General features: G+C 34.4%; 11 protein-coding genes. 7 read left to right on the forward strand and 4 right to left on the reverse strand.

The annotated features are described in order from the left end of the window. Positions 1 to 172 precede the first annotated feature (172 nt). The 7 genes from HHX25_RS16095 to HHX25_RS16125 all read left to right on the forward strand — a co-directional run bounded on the left by HHX25_RS16095 (position 173) and on the right by HHX25_RS16125 (position 14884). The gene (locus HHX25_RS16095) at positions 173 to 3187 is read left to right on the forward strand and encodes a SusC/RagA family TonB-linked outer membrane protein (protein ID WP_169675634.1); all 3015 of its coding nucleotides are present in this window, start codon (positions 173 to 175) and stop codon (positions 3185 to 3187) included. A gap of 17 nt (positions 3188 to 3204) precedes the next feature. After that, a complete protein-coding gene (locus HHX25_RS16100; RefSeq protein WP_169675636.1) occupies positions 3205 to 4773 on the forward strand; it encodes a RagB/SusD family nutrient uptake outer membrane protein in 1569 nt (522 codons plus the stop codon). Between the two features lie 167 nt (positions 4774 to 4940). Further along, positions 4941 to 6713: a glycoside hydrolase family 36 protein gene (locus HHX25_RS16105; RefSeq protein WP_169675638.1), complete on the forward strand. Its 1773-nt coding sequence runs from the start codon at positions 4941 to 4943 to the stop codon at positions 6711 to 6713. A gap of 7 nt (positions 6714 to 6720) precedes the next feature. Further along, entirely contained in the window at positions 6721 to 8376 is a 1656-nt protein-coding gene (locus HHX25_RS16110; RefSeq protein WP_205958058.1) for a solute:sodium symporter family transporter, read from the forward strand. Between the two features lie 17 nt (positions 8377 to 8393). Next, entirely contained in the window at positions 8394 to 9875 is a 1482-nt protein-coding gene (gene glpK / locus HHX25_RS16115; protein ID WP_169675640.1) for a glycerol kinase GlpK, read from the forward strand. A gap of 10 nt (positions 9876 to 9885) precedes the next feature. Further along, positions 9886 to 11562: a glycerol-3-phosphate dehydrogenase/oxidase gene (locus HHX25_RS16120; RefSeq protein ID WP_169675642.1), complete on the forward strand. Its 1677-nt coding sequence runs from the start codon at positions 9886 to 9888 to the stop codon at positions 11560 to 11562. Positions 11563 to 11578: 16 nt separating this feature from the next. Further along, a complete protein-coding gene (locus HHX25_RS16125) occupies positions 11579 to 14884 on the forward strand; it encodes a VCBS repeat-containing protein (protein ID WP_169675644.1) in 3306 nt (1101 codons plus the stop codon). 345 nt (positions 14885 to 15229) lie between these two features. On the opposite strand, the gene HHX25_RS16130 is transcribed toward HHX25_RS16125, so the two are convergent. The 4 genes from HHX25_RS16130 to HHX25_RS16145 all read right to left on the reverse strand — a co-directional run bounded on the left by HHX25_RS16130 (position 15230) and on the right by HHX25_RS16145 (position 19736). After that, entirely contained in the window at positions 15230 to 16264 is a 1035-nt protein-coding gene (locus tag HHX25_RS16130; protein ID WP_169675646.1) for a DUF2268 domain-containing putative Zn-dependent protease, read from the reverse strand. Between the two features lie 137 nt (positions 16265 to 16401). Further along, positions 16402 to 17430 (reverse strand): serine hydrolase domain-containing protein, encoded by a 1029-nt coding sequence (locus tag HHX25_RS16135; protein WP_169675649.1) that lies wholly within the window; start codon positions 17428 to 17430, stop codon positions 16402 to 16404. 226 nt (positions 17431 to 17656) lie between these two features. Continuing rightward, the gene (locus tag HHX25_RS16140) at positions 17657 to 18178 is read right to left on the reverse strand and encodes a peroxiredoxin-like family protein (protein WP_169675651.1); all 522 of its coding nucleotides are present in this window, start codon (positions 18176 to 18178) and stop codon (positions 17657 to 17659) included. A 136-nt stretch (positions 18179 to 18314) separates the two neighbouring features. Then, entirely contained in the window at positions 18315 to 19736 is a 1422-nt protein-coding gene (locus tag HHX25_RS16145) for a WG repeat-containing protein (RefSeq protein ID WP_169675652.1), read from the reverse strand. Positions 19737 to 19752: the final 16 nt, after the last annotated feature.

A 19752-nucleotide genomic window follows, 5' to 3' on the forward strand; every position in this document is an offset into this window, starting at 1 on the left:
TTTTAGGTGCTTTTTTTCGATATTCTTAAAATGTATCAATATTTTTTATATATTTGCAAAGTAGCATACTGTATCATACTTTGTAATTTTTAAAGTAGCATACTATATCATAATATAAAATAAACAAAGTAGCATACTGTAGCACAAATTAAACTAACTTAAATATTGACTTATGAAAAAAAATGTACTAAGACAGCTATTTGCCTTAGTCTTTCCCCTTCTGGGAATTATGGCTAATGCGCAAGTATCAACTGTTTCGGGAACAGTTACAGATGGAGAATTTCCGCTTCCTGGAGTTAACATTGTTGTAAAAAATACAACGAATGGAACTTCATCAGATTTCGACGGAAATTTCACCATTAATGATGTGAGTCCTGGAGACATTATTGTTTTTAGCTATGTTGGGTATAAAGCCCAAGAAGTTACAATTGGAAGTGAAACTACAATTAATGTTATCTTAATTGAAGATACTGCAGCATTAGATGAGGTAGTTATTGTAGGTTATGGAACATCAAACAAGCGTGAATTAACAGGTTCTGTTGGAACTGTTAAAGGAGGTGATTTAGCAAACACAGTTGCAGGTAATCCAACTGCAGCGCTACAAGGAAAACTTACTGGAATACAAGTTGAAAACCCAGGAGGGCAACCAGGAGGAACTGGTAACGTATTTATTAGAGGGATCAACTCTTTAAGTAATGCATCACCACTTTATATAGTGGATGGATTATTTGTAGATAACATGAATTATATTAATCCCTTAGATATCGATAATATTTCTGTTTTAAAAGATGCTGCCGCCGCCGCAATCTATGGTTCCAGAGCAGCCAATGGTGTCGTTTTAATTAAAACAAAACATGGTAGAAAAAATAAAGGCTTAGAAATTACTTTTAATTCTAGAATTGGTTTCGATACACCAAGTAAAAAATTAGATTTTATTAATGGTCAGCAATATACCGATTATCTAAATCAGCGATTTGCTAACGATGGTAGTTCTACAACTGTTTCTTTTAACGGTGTGAATACAGATTGGCAAGAAGAAAATCTTCAGAGCGGACTTATTGAAGATTACGGACTTTCATTATCTGGTGGAGGTGAGAAATCATCTTATTATTCTTCAATCAACTATTTTTATCAAGATGGTATCTTAGTAGGTTCTGGTTTTAAAAGATTGAATGCCCGATTTAATAGCAGTCATGAATTCGGAAAATTTAAACTAACACAATCATTAGGTCTTACCGAAGCTAAATTGCAACGAAATAACTGGTATGGGTTTGATGGTACTACAGCACCTACCGTTGCACTAAGAAATGCTAATAACGAAGGTGGTTTTGAAGCTCCGTCAACAGATATTCACGGTCCTGGAGGCGTAAATCAATTTGCTTTAGCTTCATTAGAAAACAATTTAGTAACAACACGAACTCTATTTGCGAGCTTAAAGCTAGATTATCATATTACAGAAGATTTAACGGCTGGAGTTAATTTAGGTATTGATTATACCAATCAGAAACAGTTCCAATTTACACCAACTTATTTTATGAGTCTTGTGGATCCAGTAAGAAACGTAAATGATCTAAACGATCTTACAGATGCAAGAATTGATGCTATTAATTTATTATTTGAGCCAACAATATCTTATAAAAAAACATTTAATGATGTCCATAAAGTATCGGCCGTATTAGGTTATACACGTTTTATTGAAACCGAAGACGCCAGTGGTATATATGGACAAGGCACACCCGCAAATAGCATACAAGTCGTTTCTGCTTTGCCTTCAAGTGATCAAAATATATTATTAGGTCAAAACAATAAGGCTGGTTTAGTTTCTTATTTTGGAAGGTTGAATTACAACTACGATGACAAATATATTTTCTCTGGGACCTTGAGAAGAGATGCTTCGTCTAGATTCGCCAAAGAAAATCAAGAAGGGTACTTCCCCTCAGTTTCTGCTGCATGGAATATTAGTAATGAAGCGTTTTGGAAATCTGAAACCATTAATTTTTTCAAGCTAAGAATGTCTTATGGAGAGTTAGGATCTTATCCAGATGTATTTTACCCTACTCAAGCCGTTTTTCTGGCTAATCAATCCAATACCAGTTTTGGAGGAGGCGTAGCTAATGGATTAGCTCAAACAACATTAGCAGACCAAAATTTAGTATGGGAAACAACCAAAACCTTCGATATAGGTGTGGATATGTCATTCTTAAACAGTGCTATTACATTTTCTGCCGATTATTATTCTAAAGATGTTGAAGATGCATTGGTGCCTATTAGCGTTCCTTCAACAGCTGGTGTTAGTTTACCAGTGGTTAGAAATGCAGGAACTCTTATTAATAATGGTTTCGAATTTGATCTTACTTATAAAAAATCTGAAGGAGATTTTACCTATAGTGTAGGTACAAATTTCTCTTTTAACCTTAAAAACGAAGCTAAAGATATTCCAGCTACTATTTTAGGACCAGGAATAGATGAAGATTTACGTGTTGTAAATAGAACTGAGGCTAACGGGCCAGTTGGTGCATTTTATGGTTGGGTAGTAGAAGATAAAGTAGACCCTGCTACCGGTGATTTTATTAGAGTGGATACTGATGGTGTTCCTGGAATTACTTCAGACGATCAAACCATTATTGGAGATCCAACGCCTGATTTTACTTATGGTTTAAATTTTTCGGGTGAATACAAAAAATTTGATTTCTCACTGAATTTTAATGGCGTATCTGGTAACGAAATATATAACCTAAGTAGATATTACAATATCTTATGGCAAGATGGCGGTAAGTTAACCGATGTACTTAACTCATGGACGCCTTCAAATACCGATACCAATATTCCAAGAGCAACAGTAGATGATGAAGCAGGAAATAAAGAACCATCTTCCTTCTTTGTTGAAAATGGATCTTATTTCAGATTAAAAAACTTAGAAGTTGGTTATAATTTTGGAGAAAACGCATTAGGTGTTGATTGGATTAAAAGTGTGAGGCTGTCTCTCAACATTCAAAACGTTTTTGTAATAACGGATTATTCTGGTTATGATCCAGACGTAGCATCAACAAATAGTGGTAGAGCAAATATTAACTCTGGAGTACCAGGTGTAAGAACAGACGTTAATCCTTTATTAGGTAGAGGCCTAGACCAAAGAGCATATCCTAATGCAAGAACATTCATGTTAGGCTTACAGGCTAAGTTTTAATCAATAAAAAATACATTATGAAAAAAATAATAAAAATAAAGTCCTTATTAGGCATAATAACATGTTCGTTATTAGTATTGTTTGCTTGTTCTGATGATATCTTGGATCAACAAAATAACAATGCAACATCTACAGCAAACTTTGGTACTTCTGTAGATCAGGTGAAGTCTGCCATCAATGGTGCCTTCCACCCAATTACAGGAACCTTTTTCTGGGGCAGAATTATACACACAGGAGCGATGCTGCGTTCAGATGAATTCAATGTGTTTCCGTTTGGGTCAAACACAGCCATGTCAACATTTTTAGGAAACCCAGGGGACCGTTGGGCTACCGAGCCATGGCAGGAACTTTATAAATCTATAGCCAGATGTAATAACATTATTATTAATACAACTGAAGCAGGTATTCAAGACCAAACAACTAGAGAAAATCTAGTTGGACAAGCTTATTTCTTGCGTGCTTTCGATTATTGGCATTTAGTAAACCTTTATGGTAGTGTTCCTTTAATTACAGATTTACCAGATTTAGACAATCTTTTAGTTAATAAAGCGCCAACAGCAGATATTTGGGCACAAATAATTTCGGATTTAGAAATGGCAGAAAATATGCTCCCAGATAGTTGGACAGGTGAAGATTTAGGAAGAGCAACATCTGGTGCCGCAACAGCTTTAAAAGGAAAAAGCTATTTGTACATGAAACAATACGGTGCCGCAACAACAGCTCTTAATAGCTTAATTGGTAGATACAGTTTATTGCCAGGGGCTCAGTTTGGAGACAATTTCTCAACCACGAATGAAAATAACAGCGAATCTGTATTCGAATTGCAATTTTTAGGACAAGAGACTTTTGTTTGGGGGTCTGATATCCCAGGAACGGGAAGCATGGGTAATTTTCATATAGATTATGCACCTCCCGCAAAATCACCAGATAGAAGCCATGTCGTGAACCCTTGGTTAAAAGATTTATATGAAGATCATGGTGATGTTATACGTAGAAATGAAACATTAGCATACGATTACCCAGGAGCAACAGGTTATGGTGGCGTTGATTTTAATACAGACTTTGTTGACGACATTCCATTTGCCACTGATGCTGGAGTAGAGGCTATTTTTTCTAAAAAATATTCAGGAATGGATTTAGGCACAAGAGACCAAGTCGATTTCTTGGGAACAAATGTAGGAAACAATTGGAGAGTCATTCGGTATGCTGATGTCTTATTAATGTTAGCAGAAGCTTTAAATGAAGATGGTATGACATCTCAAGCCATACCATATGTAGATATGGTTAGAGAGCGTGCAGGATTAACTTTAATAGTAGATACCAACCCAGGCATTAATCAAGCTGATATGCGTCAAGCTATTATAGATGAGCGAGCTATGGAATTAGCTGGTGAAGGGCATCGTTTCTTTGACTTGGTAAGATGGGATTTAGCAGACGATTATCTAGGACCTACATCCCTACATGGAGCACATCCTAAATCTTTAAGTGGTGGTACGTTCCAAACCAATAAACATGAGCTTATATGGATTCCAAATTCCGAAAGGGATTCTAATCCTAATCTTGGCCAAAACGATGGCTATAATTAATAGTAAAAGATATTTGATTTTTAGTTTGGTTTTTGAGTGAATAAGAGTCGAGTCCCTATAAAAATATACTCGACTTTTAACCAAACCAATTGAAAACATGTTCAAAATTTAGAAAAAGCTAAAGAAAAAAGTCAGATTAATAGTTCTCCCAATAGATAAAAAGTAGCATGACGAAAAAAAATTACATAATTTCTGAAAAGGATATCCAAATTGAAGGAGACTTAAATAATTTCAAAACAGAATTATCGGTCCTTTCTAAATATTCAAATATATCTGTATTTGGATTTAAAATGATGGCGATATCATCTCCAGAGATTCCAAAACCAATAACATTAAAATGGAAAATTTCTGCTCATAATGTTAAAGGTGTTTGGAAACCAACCACAGATTTCTCGAAAAGAATTCAAGCAGATTGGGAAAAGGATCATATGGAATCTAGAATTTCTATTGATGCGCCAGTTATTAGTTTGTTTGGCCATGACGATAACAATCGGCTTACTTTTGCTTGTTCCAATGCTATAAACAAGTTAGAACTTAATGCCGAGATAAGAGAAGAAGACGATTGTTTCTATTGCCACATAACACTATTTTTAGAGCAGCAGTCCAAGCTTAAAGATTATCATGTTGAGATAAGGATTGATCAGGACGAAAAACATTTTTCCGAAGCTTTAAAAGGAGTGTCTAAATGGTGGGAAGGTTTTGATAACTTAAAACCAACACCTGTTCCGGATATTGCATGGACACCACTCTATTCAACTTGGTATCAATTTCATCAAAATTTAGAAGAGACCGTTTTAATTGAAGAATGTAAACAAGCACATAACTTAGGTTATGAGACTGTTATAGTTGATGATGGATGGCAGACTAACGATGGCAATAGAGGGTACGATTTTACAGGAGACTGGAAACCTGAGCGTCTTTCAAAAACCAAAGAATTTGTAGCAAATATTCATGCTACAGGCATGAAAATAGGGTTTTGGTATTCGGTGCCTTTTTGTGGAAAAAAATCAGAAGCATATAAACGTTTTAAGGGTAAGTTTCTAACAGAGAATCACCGCTGGGCACCTGTTTTCGATCCGCGGTATCCTGAAGTTCGTGAGTACTTAGTAAGTATCTATAAAAATGCCATATTAGATTGGAATTTAGACGGGTTTAAGCTCGATTTTATTGATGATTTCAGATTGTATGTCGACACACCAAAAGTTAATCCTAATATGGATTTCATTTCTATCAACGCAGCAGTAGATAGATTATTAACTGATGTTATCTCAACACTTAAAAATATAAACCCTGATGTTTTTATAGAATTCAGGCAAAAATATACAGGTCCAGCCATGCGCAAATATGGTAATATGTTCCGTGCATTCGATTGCCCTGGCGACGCTACTATGAATCGTATTAGAATTGCAGATATTAGGATGTTGGCAGGGAATACAGCAGTACATTCCGATATGATTACATGGCATCATGATGAAGACCTGGAAGTAGCAGCTTTACAAATGGTCAATACCTTATTTGGGGTGCCGCAAATTTCAGTAGTTCTTAAAGATATTCCTAAAGACCATTTAGAAATGATAAAGTTCTATACCAACTACTGGAACATCAACAAAGAAATTATTACAACGGGTTTTTTTACACCTTATAAGCCGCTTGCTAATTATCCCATTCAAACAGTCATTAAGAATAATAAGATCATTATTGGCTTACATGACGACCATATAGTTCAGGTTGATGACATTTTTGAAAACGTAGATATTTTAAATGCAAAATTATCAACAAGTATTATTATTAAAACAAGTAAAGATTTAGGTAACTATAATTGCCGTATCTTTAATTGCAAAGGAAATCTTCTTAATGAAGAAGAATTAGCCTTCAAAAAGGGATTATCTGAATTAAATATTCCAGCCTGTGGCCTAATTCAATTAACATTAAACAAGTAGTAAGACTATGGATACGTTGTCGATCATTTCTTTTATTGGCTTTACATTATTGGTTGCTTTCATAGCTTGGTACGCCACTCGTAAAACAGATGAAAAATCTGCCGATGGTTATTATCTTGGAGGTAGAAGTTTAGGGTATATAACCATAGCAGGCTCCTTGTTGTTAACAAACCTTTCAGCAGAACAAATAGTAGGTCTTAACGGTCAGTCTTTTGCACAAGGCGTATTAGTTATGGCATGGGAAACCTTGGCAGCTATTTCAATGATAGTAACGGCCATTTATTTATTGCCTAAATACATGCGATCTGGTATAACGACCATTCCGGAGTTTATCCAAGAACGGTTCGATGCCCAAACAAAATCCATATTGTCGCTATTGTTTTTAGTAGCCTTTGGTATTGTGTTGCTGCCAACTATTTTATATTCAGGCTCTCTGGCGTTTAGTACGATGTTTAATTTACCAGAAGTCTTAGGTGTATCGCAATCTACAGTTATATGGATCTGTGTTTGGTCCATAGGTATTATTGGTTCCATTTACGCTATTTTCGGAGGTTTAAAAGCTGTGGCGGTTTCCGATTTGGTAAATGCTATTGGTTTATTAATTGGTGGTCTGTTAATTCCTGTTTTTGGCTTAATGCTAATAGGCGATGGTAGTGTATCTAACGGATTAAGTACGTTGTGGGAAGCTAATCCAGAAAAGTTTAATGCCAAAGGTGAGATAGATTCTTTTATTCCATTCGGTACCATTTTTACAGGAATGATGATAGCACAAATGTACTATTGGGGTACCAATCAATCTATTTTACAACGCGTTTTTGGAGCTAAAAGTTTAAAAGAAGGTCAAAAAGGTATGATATTGGCAGGTTTTGTCAAGTTCCTCATTCCTGTGATTGTAGTCTTGCCAGGTGTTATTGCATGGCATGTATTCGGAAATGATTTAGGAAATGCAGATCAAGCATATCCTGCTTTGGTTCGTAAAGTCTTGCCAGGGGCTTTTTTAGGATTCTTTGCAGCGGTTCTTTTTGGTGCTGTTTTGAGTTCATTTAATAGTTTATTAAATAGTAGCTCTACGCTATTTGGGGTTGACCTATACCGTCAATATTTCGATAAAAATGCTTCCGAGCTTAAAATGGTAAAAGCGGGGAAGGTATTTGGGTTACTTCTAGCCATTGTATCGATGACTATTTCGCCATTTATTGCCAATGCACCCGATGGCTTGTTTTCATATATCCAAGAATCACTAGGGAGTTTAAGCGTGCCTATTCTAGCCGTAGTAACTGTTGGAATCATTACCAAAAACGTACCAGCCATTGGCGCTAAAATAGTGTTGACTGTTGGTGTACTTATGTATTTGATTAGTCAATTTGTATTGAGTCCACATTTTGTTGATGCCGCACTGGCTGAGGCAACTGCCAATGGGATAACAGATGCTAAAGAGTTGGGTATTATAAAAGCAAAAGCGTACCCCCATTTTTTACATATTATGGGTATTTTATTTGTAATCAATGTCGGATTTATGTTGCTAATGGGTAAACTATACCCAAATAAAAAGGTTTACACACCAAAAATTACTGAGCAAATAGATATAACACCTTGGAAATATGCTAAGGTAGTAGGCATTGTTATTACCATATTGGTTTTAAGTACCTATCTTATTTTTTAAATTGAATAGTACAAAACATGAGCAAAAAATATGTCATAGCATTCGATCAGGGAACTACAAGTACACGAACCATTGTTTTTGACGAAAAAGGGACTATTGTTTCAATTTCTCAAAAGGAATTAAAACAATACTATCCACAATCTGGTTGGGTAGAACACGATGCTTTAGAAATATATAATGACCAATTAGAAACATTCAATAAAGCAGTTTCAGATTCTGGAATCAACCCAGAAGATATTGCAGCCGTAGGGATTACCAACCAAAGAGAAACAACCGTTGTTTGGGATAAAAAAACAGGAAACCCCATTCATAAAGCCATCGTTTGGTTAGACAAAAGAACGACTCATATTTGTAAAGACATAGAAGAAAAAGGACTTTCGAGTTATATTAAAAAGAACACAGGTTTGGTTATCGACTCTTATTTCTCGGGAACCAAATTGAAATGGATTTTAAATCATGTCGAGGGTGCGCAGGAAAAGGCTGAAGCAGGAGAACTTATGTTCGGCACTATTGATAGTTGGTTGATTTATAAGTTTACCAATGGCAAAAAACATGTAACAGACCATACCAATGCATCCCGTACCATGATTTACAACATTAAAAAATTGGAGTGGGATAAAAAACTACTAGAAGCATTAAACATCCCGTTGTCTGTATTGCCTGAGGTTCAAACATCATCTTCAGATTTTGGTTTTATAAATTACGAGGGTGTGGCAATACCAATTTACGGTGTTGCTGGCGATCAACAAGCATCTTTATTTGGACAAGGAGGATTTGAAGCTGGCATTGCAAAAAGTACCTATGGTACAGGATGTTTTATTCTATTAAACACTGGTAAAAAACAAGTAAGATCAAAAAAAGGTTTATTGACTACTCTAACATGTAGTTTGGACTCCGAACCAGTAAATTATGCTTTAGAAGGAAGCATTTTTGCTGGCGGAGCATCCATTCAATGGCTTAGGGACCGTATGCAGGTTATCGAAAAAGCAAGTGATACCGAAGCGATTTGCAACAACCTTCCGCCACTTAAAAACGTATATGTAGTACCTGCCTTTGCTGGCTTGGGGGCGCCACATTGGGATAGTAAAGCAAAGGGAAGTGTGTACGGGATGACTTTAGATACAGGAAGAGAAGAACTTATTAAAGCAACTGTTAACGCCTTGGCCTATCAAACTAAAGACGTTATTGGTGCTATGGAAAAAGATAGCAATAATAAAATTGTCACATTAAAAGTAGATGGAGGTGCCAGTGCCAATAATTATTTAATGCAGTTTCAATCAGACCTTTTGAATGTTGAGGTAGATCGACCAAAAATGATTGAAGTTACGGCTTTTGGAGCCGCATTATTGGCAGGTATAAAAGCAGGTGTTTGGACGAAAAATAATATCACCGAAATAAGAGAAGTTGATAAGGTGTTCGATCCGAAAATGGATGAAAAAACACGGAAAAAGAACTATAAAGGCTGGAAAAAAGCAATAAAGCGAACAAAAAGAAAGTAAGATGTTAGTGATGGAAAAAAATGTAGAATTTTCAGTTTTAAGTAGAACAGCACAAATCGAAAAATTACAGACTGCAAAATTCGATTTGGCTATAATTGGTGGAGGTGTCACCGGGGCAGGAATCGCTTTAGATGCTGCTTCACGGGGTTTAAAGGTATGCCTTGTTGAGAAAAATGATTTTGCATCAGGAACCAGTAATAAATCTACAAAATTAATACATGGCGGTTTGCGTTATCTTAAGCAATTTGAAATTGGCTTGGTGAGAGAATCGGGGTCAGAACGCGCCATAGTTCATAAACTTGCACCACATCTGGTGATTCCAGAAAAAATGCTATTGCCTTTAGTAGAAGGAGGCACCTATGGAAAAATGATGACTTCCATTGGATTAAAAGTTTACGATTTTTTGGCAGATGTTAAGGGTGATGACAGACGTAGGATGTTGGATAAAGAAGAGACCTTAGAAAAAGAATCTTTGCTTAATAAAGAGGTGATTTTAGGCAGTGGGCTCTATGCCGAATACAGAACAGACGATGCACGTTTAACCATAGAAATATTAAAGAAAGCAGTGTCTTTTGGAGCAACCATCATTAATTATTGTGAAATGGAATCGTTTAATTATAATGACGATTCTAAAATTAAGAGTCTCAATTGTAAAGACAACAATACAGGAAATACATTCAAAATAAAAGCTCGAAATTATGTTTCGGCTGCAGGTCCTTGGGTAGATACTTTACGTACCAAAGACCATTCTATGAATAATAAATATTTACACTTGACCAAAGGTGTCCATATTGTATTTCCTTACGAAAAATTGCCAGTAAAACAGCCACTTTATTTTGATGTACCCGATGGCAGAATGATTTTTGCAATTCCCAGAGGTCGCGCCACTTATGTAGGAACGACAGACACCAATTATTCAGGAAATTTAGAGCGGGTTATTGCTACCAAGGATGACGCCGAATATCTGTTAAATGCTATCAATAGCACATTTCCAGATGTTAATGTTACCATTGATGACATTGAATCTAACTGGGCGGGTTTAAGACCTTTAATTCATGAAGAAGATAAAGACCCCTCAGAATTATCTAGAAAAGATGAATTGTTCATTTCAGATAGCGGACTCATTTCCATTGCAGGTGGAAAACTAACAGGCTATCGTAAAATGGCACATCGTGTCATTGAAGCAGTTTTAAATACGATGAAGAAGAAGCATAAAGAAAACTTGAAGAAATCTGAAACAGAAAAGATTCCTTTAGTAAGTCCTGCACTTAAATCGTCTCAAGAAGTCAATCAATATCAATCTGAACTTGAAAAAGAGTTAAATTTATTGGGCATTACAGATACTTACCATGCCTGGTATTTATGTACTACCTATGGAAGGCAATCGGAGGTCATTATAGAAAAATCAAAAATATTTGAAAATGAAGATGCCTTAGAACGATTGATTAGAGCAGAACTGTGGTACTGCATTCATTATGAGATGACCAATAGTTTAACAGATTTCTTTGTACGTCGTACAGGTAGACTCTATTTTAATATTCCTAGTGTAAGAGCATATATGGAGATTATTTCGAACGATTGCTTAAATTATTTAGGTTGGGATGATAAGCGTATGACCTCAGAAAAAGAAAACTTAAAGTTGCTTTTACAAGATGCAACAACGTATTACACTGAAGAATTTAAATAAAATATTGATTAATAGCATGAAAAATAGAGCATTAAAATTAGGAACATATTTGTTTGTTTTAATGCTCTTTTTCAATTGTAAAAAGGAAGAAAAAATTATTGTATCGAAAAAGATTTTTGAAACGCTTGATGCATCAATTTCTGGAATCAATTTTTCAAATAATCTTACCGAAAATGACAGCCTAAATTATTTTACTTATTCCTATTTGTACATGGGAGGAGGGGTTGCTGTTGGCGATATTGATAATGATGGTTTAAAGGACATATTTTTTACAGGCAATCAAGTTTCAAATAAATTATACCTAAATAAAGGGAATCTTCAATTTGAAGATATTGCAAATAAGGCTGGGGTTTCAGGAGATAAACGGTGGTACACAGGTGTGACCATGGTAGATATAAATGCCGATGGCTATTTGGATATTTATTGTTCTGTAGGGGGTAAATTTCAGCCTAAAGAAAATCAATTATATATCAATAATCAAGATGGGACCTTTACAGAAAGAGCAAAGGATTATGGTTTGGCTGACGTTGGAAATAGTGTACAAGCTACATTTTTTGATTATGACAAAGATGGTGATCTTGATGTTTATGTGGCTAACTACCCACCAACAAAATTTAATGCTTCGGTTTATGTCTACGAGCAAAAAATGGCTCGTGTAAATAGCATTGAAACAGACCATTTGTATAGAAATGATGGTACTGTTTTTACAGATGTAACAAACGAAGCTGGAGTTAAAAGTTTTGGTTTAACATTAAGTGCTACTGTTGGTGATCTAAATAATGATTCATGGCCAGATTTATATATATCAAATGATTTTGCATCGCCCGATTATTTATATATGAATAACCAGGATGGAACATTTAGAGAGGTGGTTAAAGATGTTATGTCACATACGGCTTTCTATGGTATGGGGGTTGATATTTCCGATTTTAATAATGATGGAAATCTGGATATTTTTCAGGTAGATATGGATGCCAAAACCAATAAACGCAAAAAGGCAAACATGGCAGGAATGAATCCAGATCTGTTTTGGGGCGTGGTAAATGCAGGGTTTCATTACCAATACATGCAGAATTGCTTGCAAATGAATACAGGTGTTTTTGAAGATGGAAATCCTTTTTTTTCAAACATTTCTAGATTAACCGGTGTTTCATCGACCGATTGGAGCTGGGGACCGCTCTTTGCAGATTTTGATAATGATGGCTTAAAAGATTTGTTTGTTTCTAATGGTACGCGCCGTGAAGTTAATAATAGAGACTTTTTCAATCAAATTGATGATGCTTTTTCCATAGATAGTGATAAAACCTTGGAGATGAGTTTAGAAATTCCATCTGAAAAAATTGATAATTTCATTTATAAAAATAATGGTGATTTAAATTTTAAACAGGCCAATAAAGATTGGGGAATAGAATTTAAAGGTTTCTCAAATGGTGTGGCTTATGCCGATTTAGATAATGACGGTGATTTAGAAATCATTACGAATAACATTGATGATTATGCGTCTGTTTTTGAAAATAAAAGCTCTGAAACGAATAATTATTTAAGTATACAATTTGAAGGTACAGCAAATAATGGCTTTGGTTTAGGAAACCGCGTTTTTGTGACTTCTAATGGCGAAACACAAATGCAAGAGCTTACGCTAACACGTGGGTTTCAATCTTCGGTAGCTCCAGAAATACATTTCGGCTTGTCTAAATCTGAAATTATTAACGAAATAAAGGTTGTTTGGACAGATGGAAAAGTTCAAAAATTAAATAATGTTCCTAGTAATCAAACCATTGTTTTAAAATATTCGGATGCCAAAAACGATTCAGAACCTACTTTAACCGATACAAAAACATTGTTTTCTCCTGTAAAGGGTGCTTTTCCAGAACATAAACATGATGAAAATAATTTTGACGATTTTAAATATCAAGTGCTTTTACCTCATAAAATGTCAACATTTGGTCCAGCCCTTGCTGTTGGTGATTTAAATAGCGATGGCTTAGATGATTACTTTGTTGGAGGAGCATTTAACAGAGCTGGGTGTTTGTTTTTTCAAAATGATAACGGATTTGAACTTCAAACCCCAGAGATATTTCAATATGATAAACTGAGTGAAGATGTAGGTGCTTTAATTTTTGATGCGGATAATGATGGAGATAACGATTTATATGTAGTGAGTGGCGGCTATGAATTTTCGCCAAAATCTAAAATGCTCCAGGATCGATTGTATATAAATGATGGAAGTGGAAAATTCACAAAAAGTATTTTGCCAGAAATGATAGTGAGTGGATCTAAAGTCTATAATCTTGATTTTAATAAGGATGGGAAACAGGATCTATTGGTTTTAGGAAGACAAATTCCTGGTCATTACCCTACTCCAGCGCATAGCTTTTTATTAGAAAACAAAACAGAAAATAGTCTTGTGGCATTTGAAGACGTTACCAAAAGTTTAGTCGGCCCATTTGAAAATCTGGGGATGGCAACAAGTGCTTTGATTACCGATTTTAATAATGATGGGTGGCAAGATATTATAATAGTTGGCGAATGGATGTCTATTCGGGTATTTCAAAATACGAAGCATGGTTTTAAAGAAGTATCGGAAGCTGTTGGCCTTACAAAGGATACGACGGGTTGGTGGTGGAGCATCAATGAGGGCGATTTTGATGGTGATGGTGATATGGATTATATGGTTGGTAACAATGGGCTTAACTATAAATACAAAGCGACCGAAGATGAAACCTTTGATATTTATGTGAACGACTTTGATAATGATAATAAAGAAGATATCGTGTTGAGTTATTATAACGAGGGCAAGCAATACCCCGTGAGAGGGCGCGAATGTTCATCGCAGCAAATTCCACAGATTAAAGAAAAGTTTAAGAACTATGAAAGCTTTTCAGAGGCTACTTTGGTTGATGTATACGAAGAAAAGTCTTTGGAAGCTGCCTTGCATTATCAGGTAAAATCTTTTGCTAGTATCTATCTGGAAAACAAAGAAGGAAAATTTATAATACATGAATTACCTGTTGAAGCTCAAATGTCCAGTATCAATAAAATTTTAGTTGATGACTACGACCAGGATGGGGCTCTCGATGCTTTAATAGCTGGAAACTTATTTTCTTCGGAAGTTGAAACCCCAAGGAATGATGGTGGTTACGGCCTCTTTTTAAAAGGTAACAAAAATGGGACTTTTAAAGCGATTGCATCATCTAAAAGTGGTTTCTTTACACAGGGTGATGTTAAAGATATGAAACATATTAAGACTAAAAACGGCCAGTTTATTATAGTGGCAAAGAATGATGATTTTCTACAATTTGTAAATATTGGGAAAAATTAATGTCATCCATTTGTTCATTGATGACTTTATTCATATTGTCGTCAGTGATTACTAATGTTGCAAGCAGTAGTTTTTTAATCCGCAATCCATAATTCAAATAAAGCACAGGTTTAACCATTGCTATTAAAATGAATAAGAGCAGATGAAACAGAATTAATTACTTTCAATACCACAAGCAGGTTCAAAACAACTAAAGAACGTATTGTTCAGGAAATTTTATAAAATAAGAGACTTGTGCAACGATTTTAGGGAGTATCTCACCAAGTGTGTAAAGATTAAAAAAATAAAATATTAACTTTGAAGAACTGGGCTGGTGCCTTTCATAGGATACATTGTTGGCAACAGTTATTTTAATCCGTTTATATATTGTTCATATTTGCTTTTGTGAAGTACTTCTGCAACATCTAATTCATAAATGTTCTTCCAGTGATCTTTTCCATATTCTTCGACATACTTTTCGATTATTCGAAAACCAAGCCAATAATTAAGGCTTTTAGGTGCTTTTTCGAATAATTTTATTTTGTCATTCCTTAAGAGTGGGTTATCACCACTCTCATCATCAAAATATTGTTTTAGTTCTTTAAATAATTGTTTTTCGTGTTCCAAATACCAATTCCAATCGCTCTCGGTCATATTCTCAACAGCTTCGTGTTTTGAGATTTTTCCATCGAAAAATATCCAAGTGAAATAACAAGCAAATCCCTCATCGATAGTCTGCCTTAATGCAGTATTCTTTTTGGGATCATTATTCCTAAAAGGCTCGTAGGCGAGATGATTTAATTCGTGAGGTATTCCCTTTTCTATTGTGTATTGGATATCCTGTTCCTTGTAATTTAATTCTATAGCAAATTGGTCATTATCGCAGCCACCAAATAAAATTCCTGTTAGAGGTGTAAATAAAATGCTAATTGTCGATTCAACTTTATGAGGAACTAATTGGTTAAATCTCAAAAGATTGTTTTCAAGTATGGAGTCAAGCTTCATATCTATAAGCGTTTGTGCTCTCTTGTCGAAAAATGATTTATTTTCTGGATAGAGTTTTCTATTCCATTTAATCATTCCTCTTGTTGTTGTAAACTTGTCGCTGTTTTCTTGTCCGAAAATCATTCCATAACAATTTTCCCAAAGAGACTGGTGTGGCCGATATACTCTTTCTGTAATCATTATTGTATCAAATTCATTTTCTTGATGTGCTAAAATTTGACTTTTAAACAGATTTTTAATTGTTATCCCTTTAACGCTTATACTGTCCGATACGTTTTTGATTTTTTCAAGAAATTCGAGTTCAGGATTAATTGCTTTTTTTTCCTGCTGTCTTTTTTTACAAGACATAAATCCAATCAAAACTATGATTATCAGTATTTTATGGGGTTTATTCATAATTATTGCCAACGGTTTGTGTATAAGTAGTAGCGGATTTCTACTCACAAACCTTTCGGTTTTGCACTGACCTTTGTTTTATGTTTGTACTTTCGTTTTATCACTTAAACCGCTATTACTTATACACCGTGTTGTGGCTAGTTTTTCTTTCTAATTATTTTCACAATTCGGTTAATTATAATTTCTGACAAGTTCCATTCATACCCTTCAAAATCTGTTGTGTTTATAAACTGAACTACCACAGCATCTATATCTTTATGGTATTCTGCGAGACTTTGATAGCCAATGACTAAACCACCGTGATTATATTCGTAAGGATATAATTCCTGTTCTCCTTCTTCAAATAGAGAACCATCATTCAAAGCTCTTAGAAATATTCCAACATCCTCCGCGGTTGCTAACATTCCAAAGTCACGGGCTTTAAAATCTTCTTCAATTCCTACATAATATCCGCTCATTACATCGTCTAAATCAACATCGTTAATCGAAAAATATGTATTTTTCAATTCAAGAGGTTTCAAAATTTTTTCTTTGATATACTCGTTATGATTGTATCCTAAAACCTTATCCAAAATCTCACGAAGCAATAAATAATTTGTGTTTGAATATTCATATCCTTTGTCTGGTTTAAAGCTAGCTGGTAGGTCTAAAGCAAAATCTAAGGCATTTTTGCCATTTTCTTCTTCGTTTTCCCAAAACGCTGGATTATCAGTGAAATTTGGAATACCAGAACGGTGTTGAATCATCATTTTCAATGTAATTTGATCATCATTTTCTATTCTTCCTTTCAGTTCTGGAAGATAGTCGGTTAAAGGTTTTTCAAAAGACAAACGCTTTTCTTTGACCAATTTCGTAGCTGCTACAGCAGTATATAACTTACTAATACTAGCAATTTTGAACAATGATTTTAGGTCGGCTGGAATTTTCTTTTTTCTGTCGTTCCAACCGCCTGAATAATATTGTGGTGGTTTTCCTGCTTGGTCAACATATACAATCATACCATCAAAACCATAACCTATTGCTTCATCTACTTGTTCTTGAATGGTATTTGGTAGCGGTAAAATCCAAGCCTTTACTAAAATCCAAGGAACAAAAAATAATGAAACTGCGGTTCCAGCAAGCAATAGTGTTCTTACAATCCATTTGGCTTTTTTATTTTTTATCATTTTTCTGTTTCAGTATTCGCTTTTGTGTTTGGTTTTATAATTCAGAGGTACGTTTTCAAATTAGCCACAACAATGTTATAATAGTTAATTGCTATTATATTCCATATATTATTTCAAATTTAAGGGATTTTTAATGGATTTGAAATTATTTACGGATGCTTAATGTATTATCTAGAGCTAACTCTTGGAGTACATGCATTATGGTATCTATGAAAAAGTAAGTAGTTTACTTCCAGTCTAAAACCTTTTCAATGGGTATATGATCTCCAAAATCTTTTCCATAATATGTTTGCAATATCATAAAGTTTTCATCAATAAGAAAGTCAGCAGGAACTATTGGCTTGTCTTTTATTGATTTCATATTGAAGAAACCGCTAAACATCACCTTTACCATTTTCAAAGGGCTAATCATTGTTTTCAACATTCCGAATAAAGATTCTTTGATACCATACTTTTTGTATAATTTCAGTGTTGGGTCAGCTAGTATATGAAAAGGGGCGTTTTGTTGACCAGCATATGACAAGATTTCCTTTTTGGTTGCAGCAAATACTGTAATTATTTGAATGCCCGTGTTTTCAAAATCTGGATACCTTTTAATCAACTGGTGAATTCTTAAGTTGCAAAATGGGCAACTAGCTCCTCTGAAAAAACTTAATAAGATTTTTTGACCTTTATATTTAGTCAAACTTATAGCATTTCCCAAATAGTCTTCTAATGTAAAGTCAATAGCTTTATCGTTTTCCTTCATACTCATTTTATAATTACTTATAATATAAAACTATTTACAGGTTTATCTATTATTGACTAGTGGTCGGTACCAATTGAAAACGGGCACTAGCAGTGCTCAGGAAAGTTGGCGCCATTGGCACAGAGCAGGTAATTATTTATATTTGATTTCCTTGTAAATCTATTTTAATACGCTTTCCATTTTTTATGACTATGGCTGTTTTAGAGCCACTAAAAGGATTCAATACATCATCATATTCAAAAGGGATTACAGTGCTGCCTTTTTTATCAACAAAGCCCCAATTTCCGTCTAATTTAAAAGCTAGAGGGGATTCTTTTATATAAGCCTCTGCTATGACTGCATCATAAATAATCGGAATAATTACTTCTCCATTACCATTAAGAGCTCCCCACTTATTATTTAATTGTACGATGGCTACACCGTCGTTATATTCTTTTGCATAATCATGTTTTATGGCAATGACCTCCTTTCCTACTGTATCTATAAAACCATATTTATTGTTTATACTAACTCTTGCCAAGCCATCTTTAAATTTATCTGCGTAATCGTAAACAGTAGAAATTGTATTTTCTCCTTTTTGGTTAAAAAAACGCCACTTGTCATTTAATACAGTTCTATAAAAACCTTTATCAGAGTCATATATATGGTCATATGAAATGGGAATAATGATGCCGCCAGATTTATCTATAAGTCCATATTTCCCGTTTAATGAAACTTTAAAACGCTTATTTTCAAAATGATCTACAGATGTATATTTTAAGGGTATTGTAATTTCGCCTTTTAAGTTGATGAAACCCCATTTCTTTTCTGTTTTTACAGGTATAAGGGAATCATACTTATGTTCGTAGTAAGGTGAAAAATGGCTATTTTCGTATTGGATAGGTGTTATAATATGTCCTTTGTCATCAATAAGACCCCACTTCAAATCTTTTTCAATAATAGCAGTATTCTTATTTTGTTTTATTATTTTATCATAAATTAATGGGACGGTTATTTTGTTTTCGAAACCCATGATTCCGTACTTTTTATCTTTAGCAAGAATAAAACTGTTACTTCCAAAAATTTCTAAGTGATTATATTCAACAGGAAGAATCGTTTTTCCTTCATTATTTATTAGCCCGTATATAGCTTCTTTTCCAAAAATGCTCTCTTTTTTGTATAACCCAAGGCGTATTATATTTTCTTTAAGACCAGAAATTTCGTTGTAGATGATAGGGATTACAACAGTACCTTTCTTATTTATAAATCCAATTTTACCATTAAGACTAACTGCAGCCAAGCCTTTTTTAAATAGATAAGCTCTATCATAAATAATAGGGATTACGGCAGTACCTTTTTTATCTATAAATCCGTATTTACCATTAAGGCATACTACCGCCAGGCTTTCTTTAAATGGACTTAAACAGTCATAGATAATAGGAACCACAACAGTACCATTTTTATTTACAAGTCCATATTTACCATTTTTTTCTAAGATTTTTAAGTTTTCATTTTTTTGAGCATTACTGAGTGCTGAAATAAAAAACAAACATGATAAAAAACAAATAATTCTTTTCATATACGATTTAAATGAT

The sequence above is a fragment of the Flavivirga algicola genome (assembly GCF_012910715.1).
Taxonomy (GTDB): domain Bacteria; phylum Bacteroidota; class Bacteroidia; order Flavobacteriales; family Flavobacteriaceae; genus Flavivirga; species Flavivirga algicola.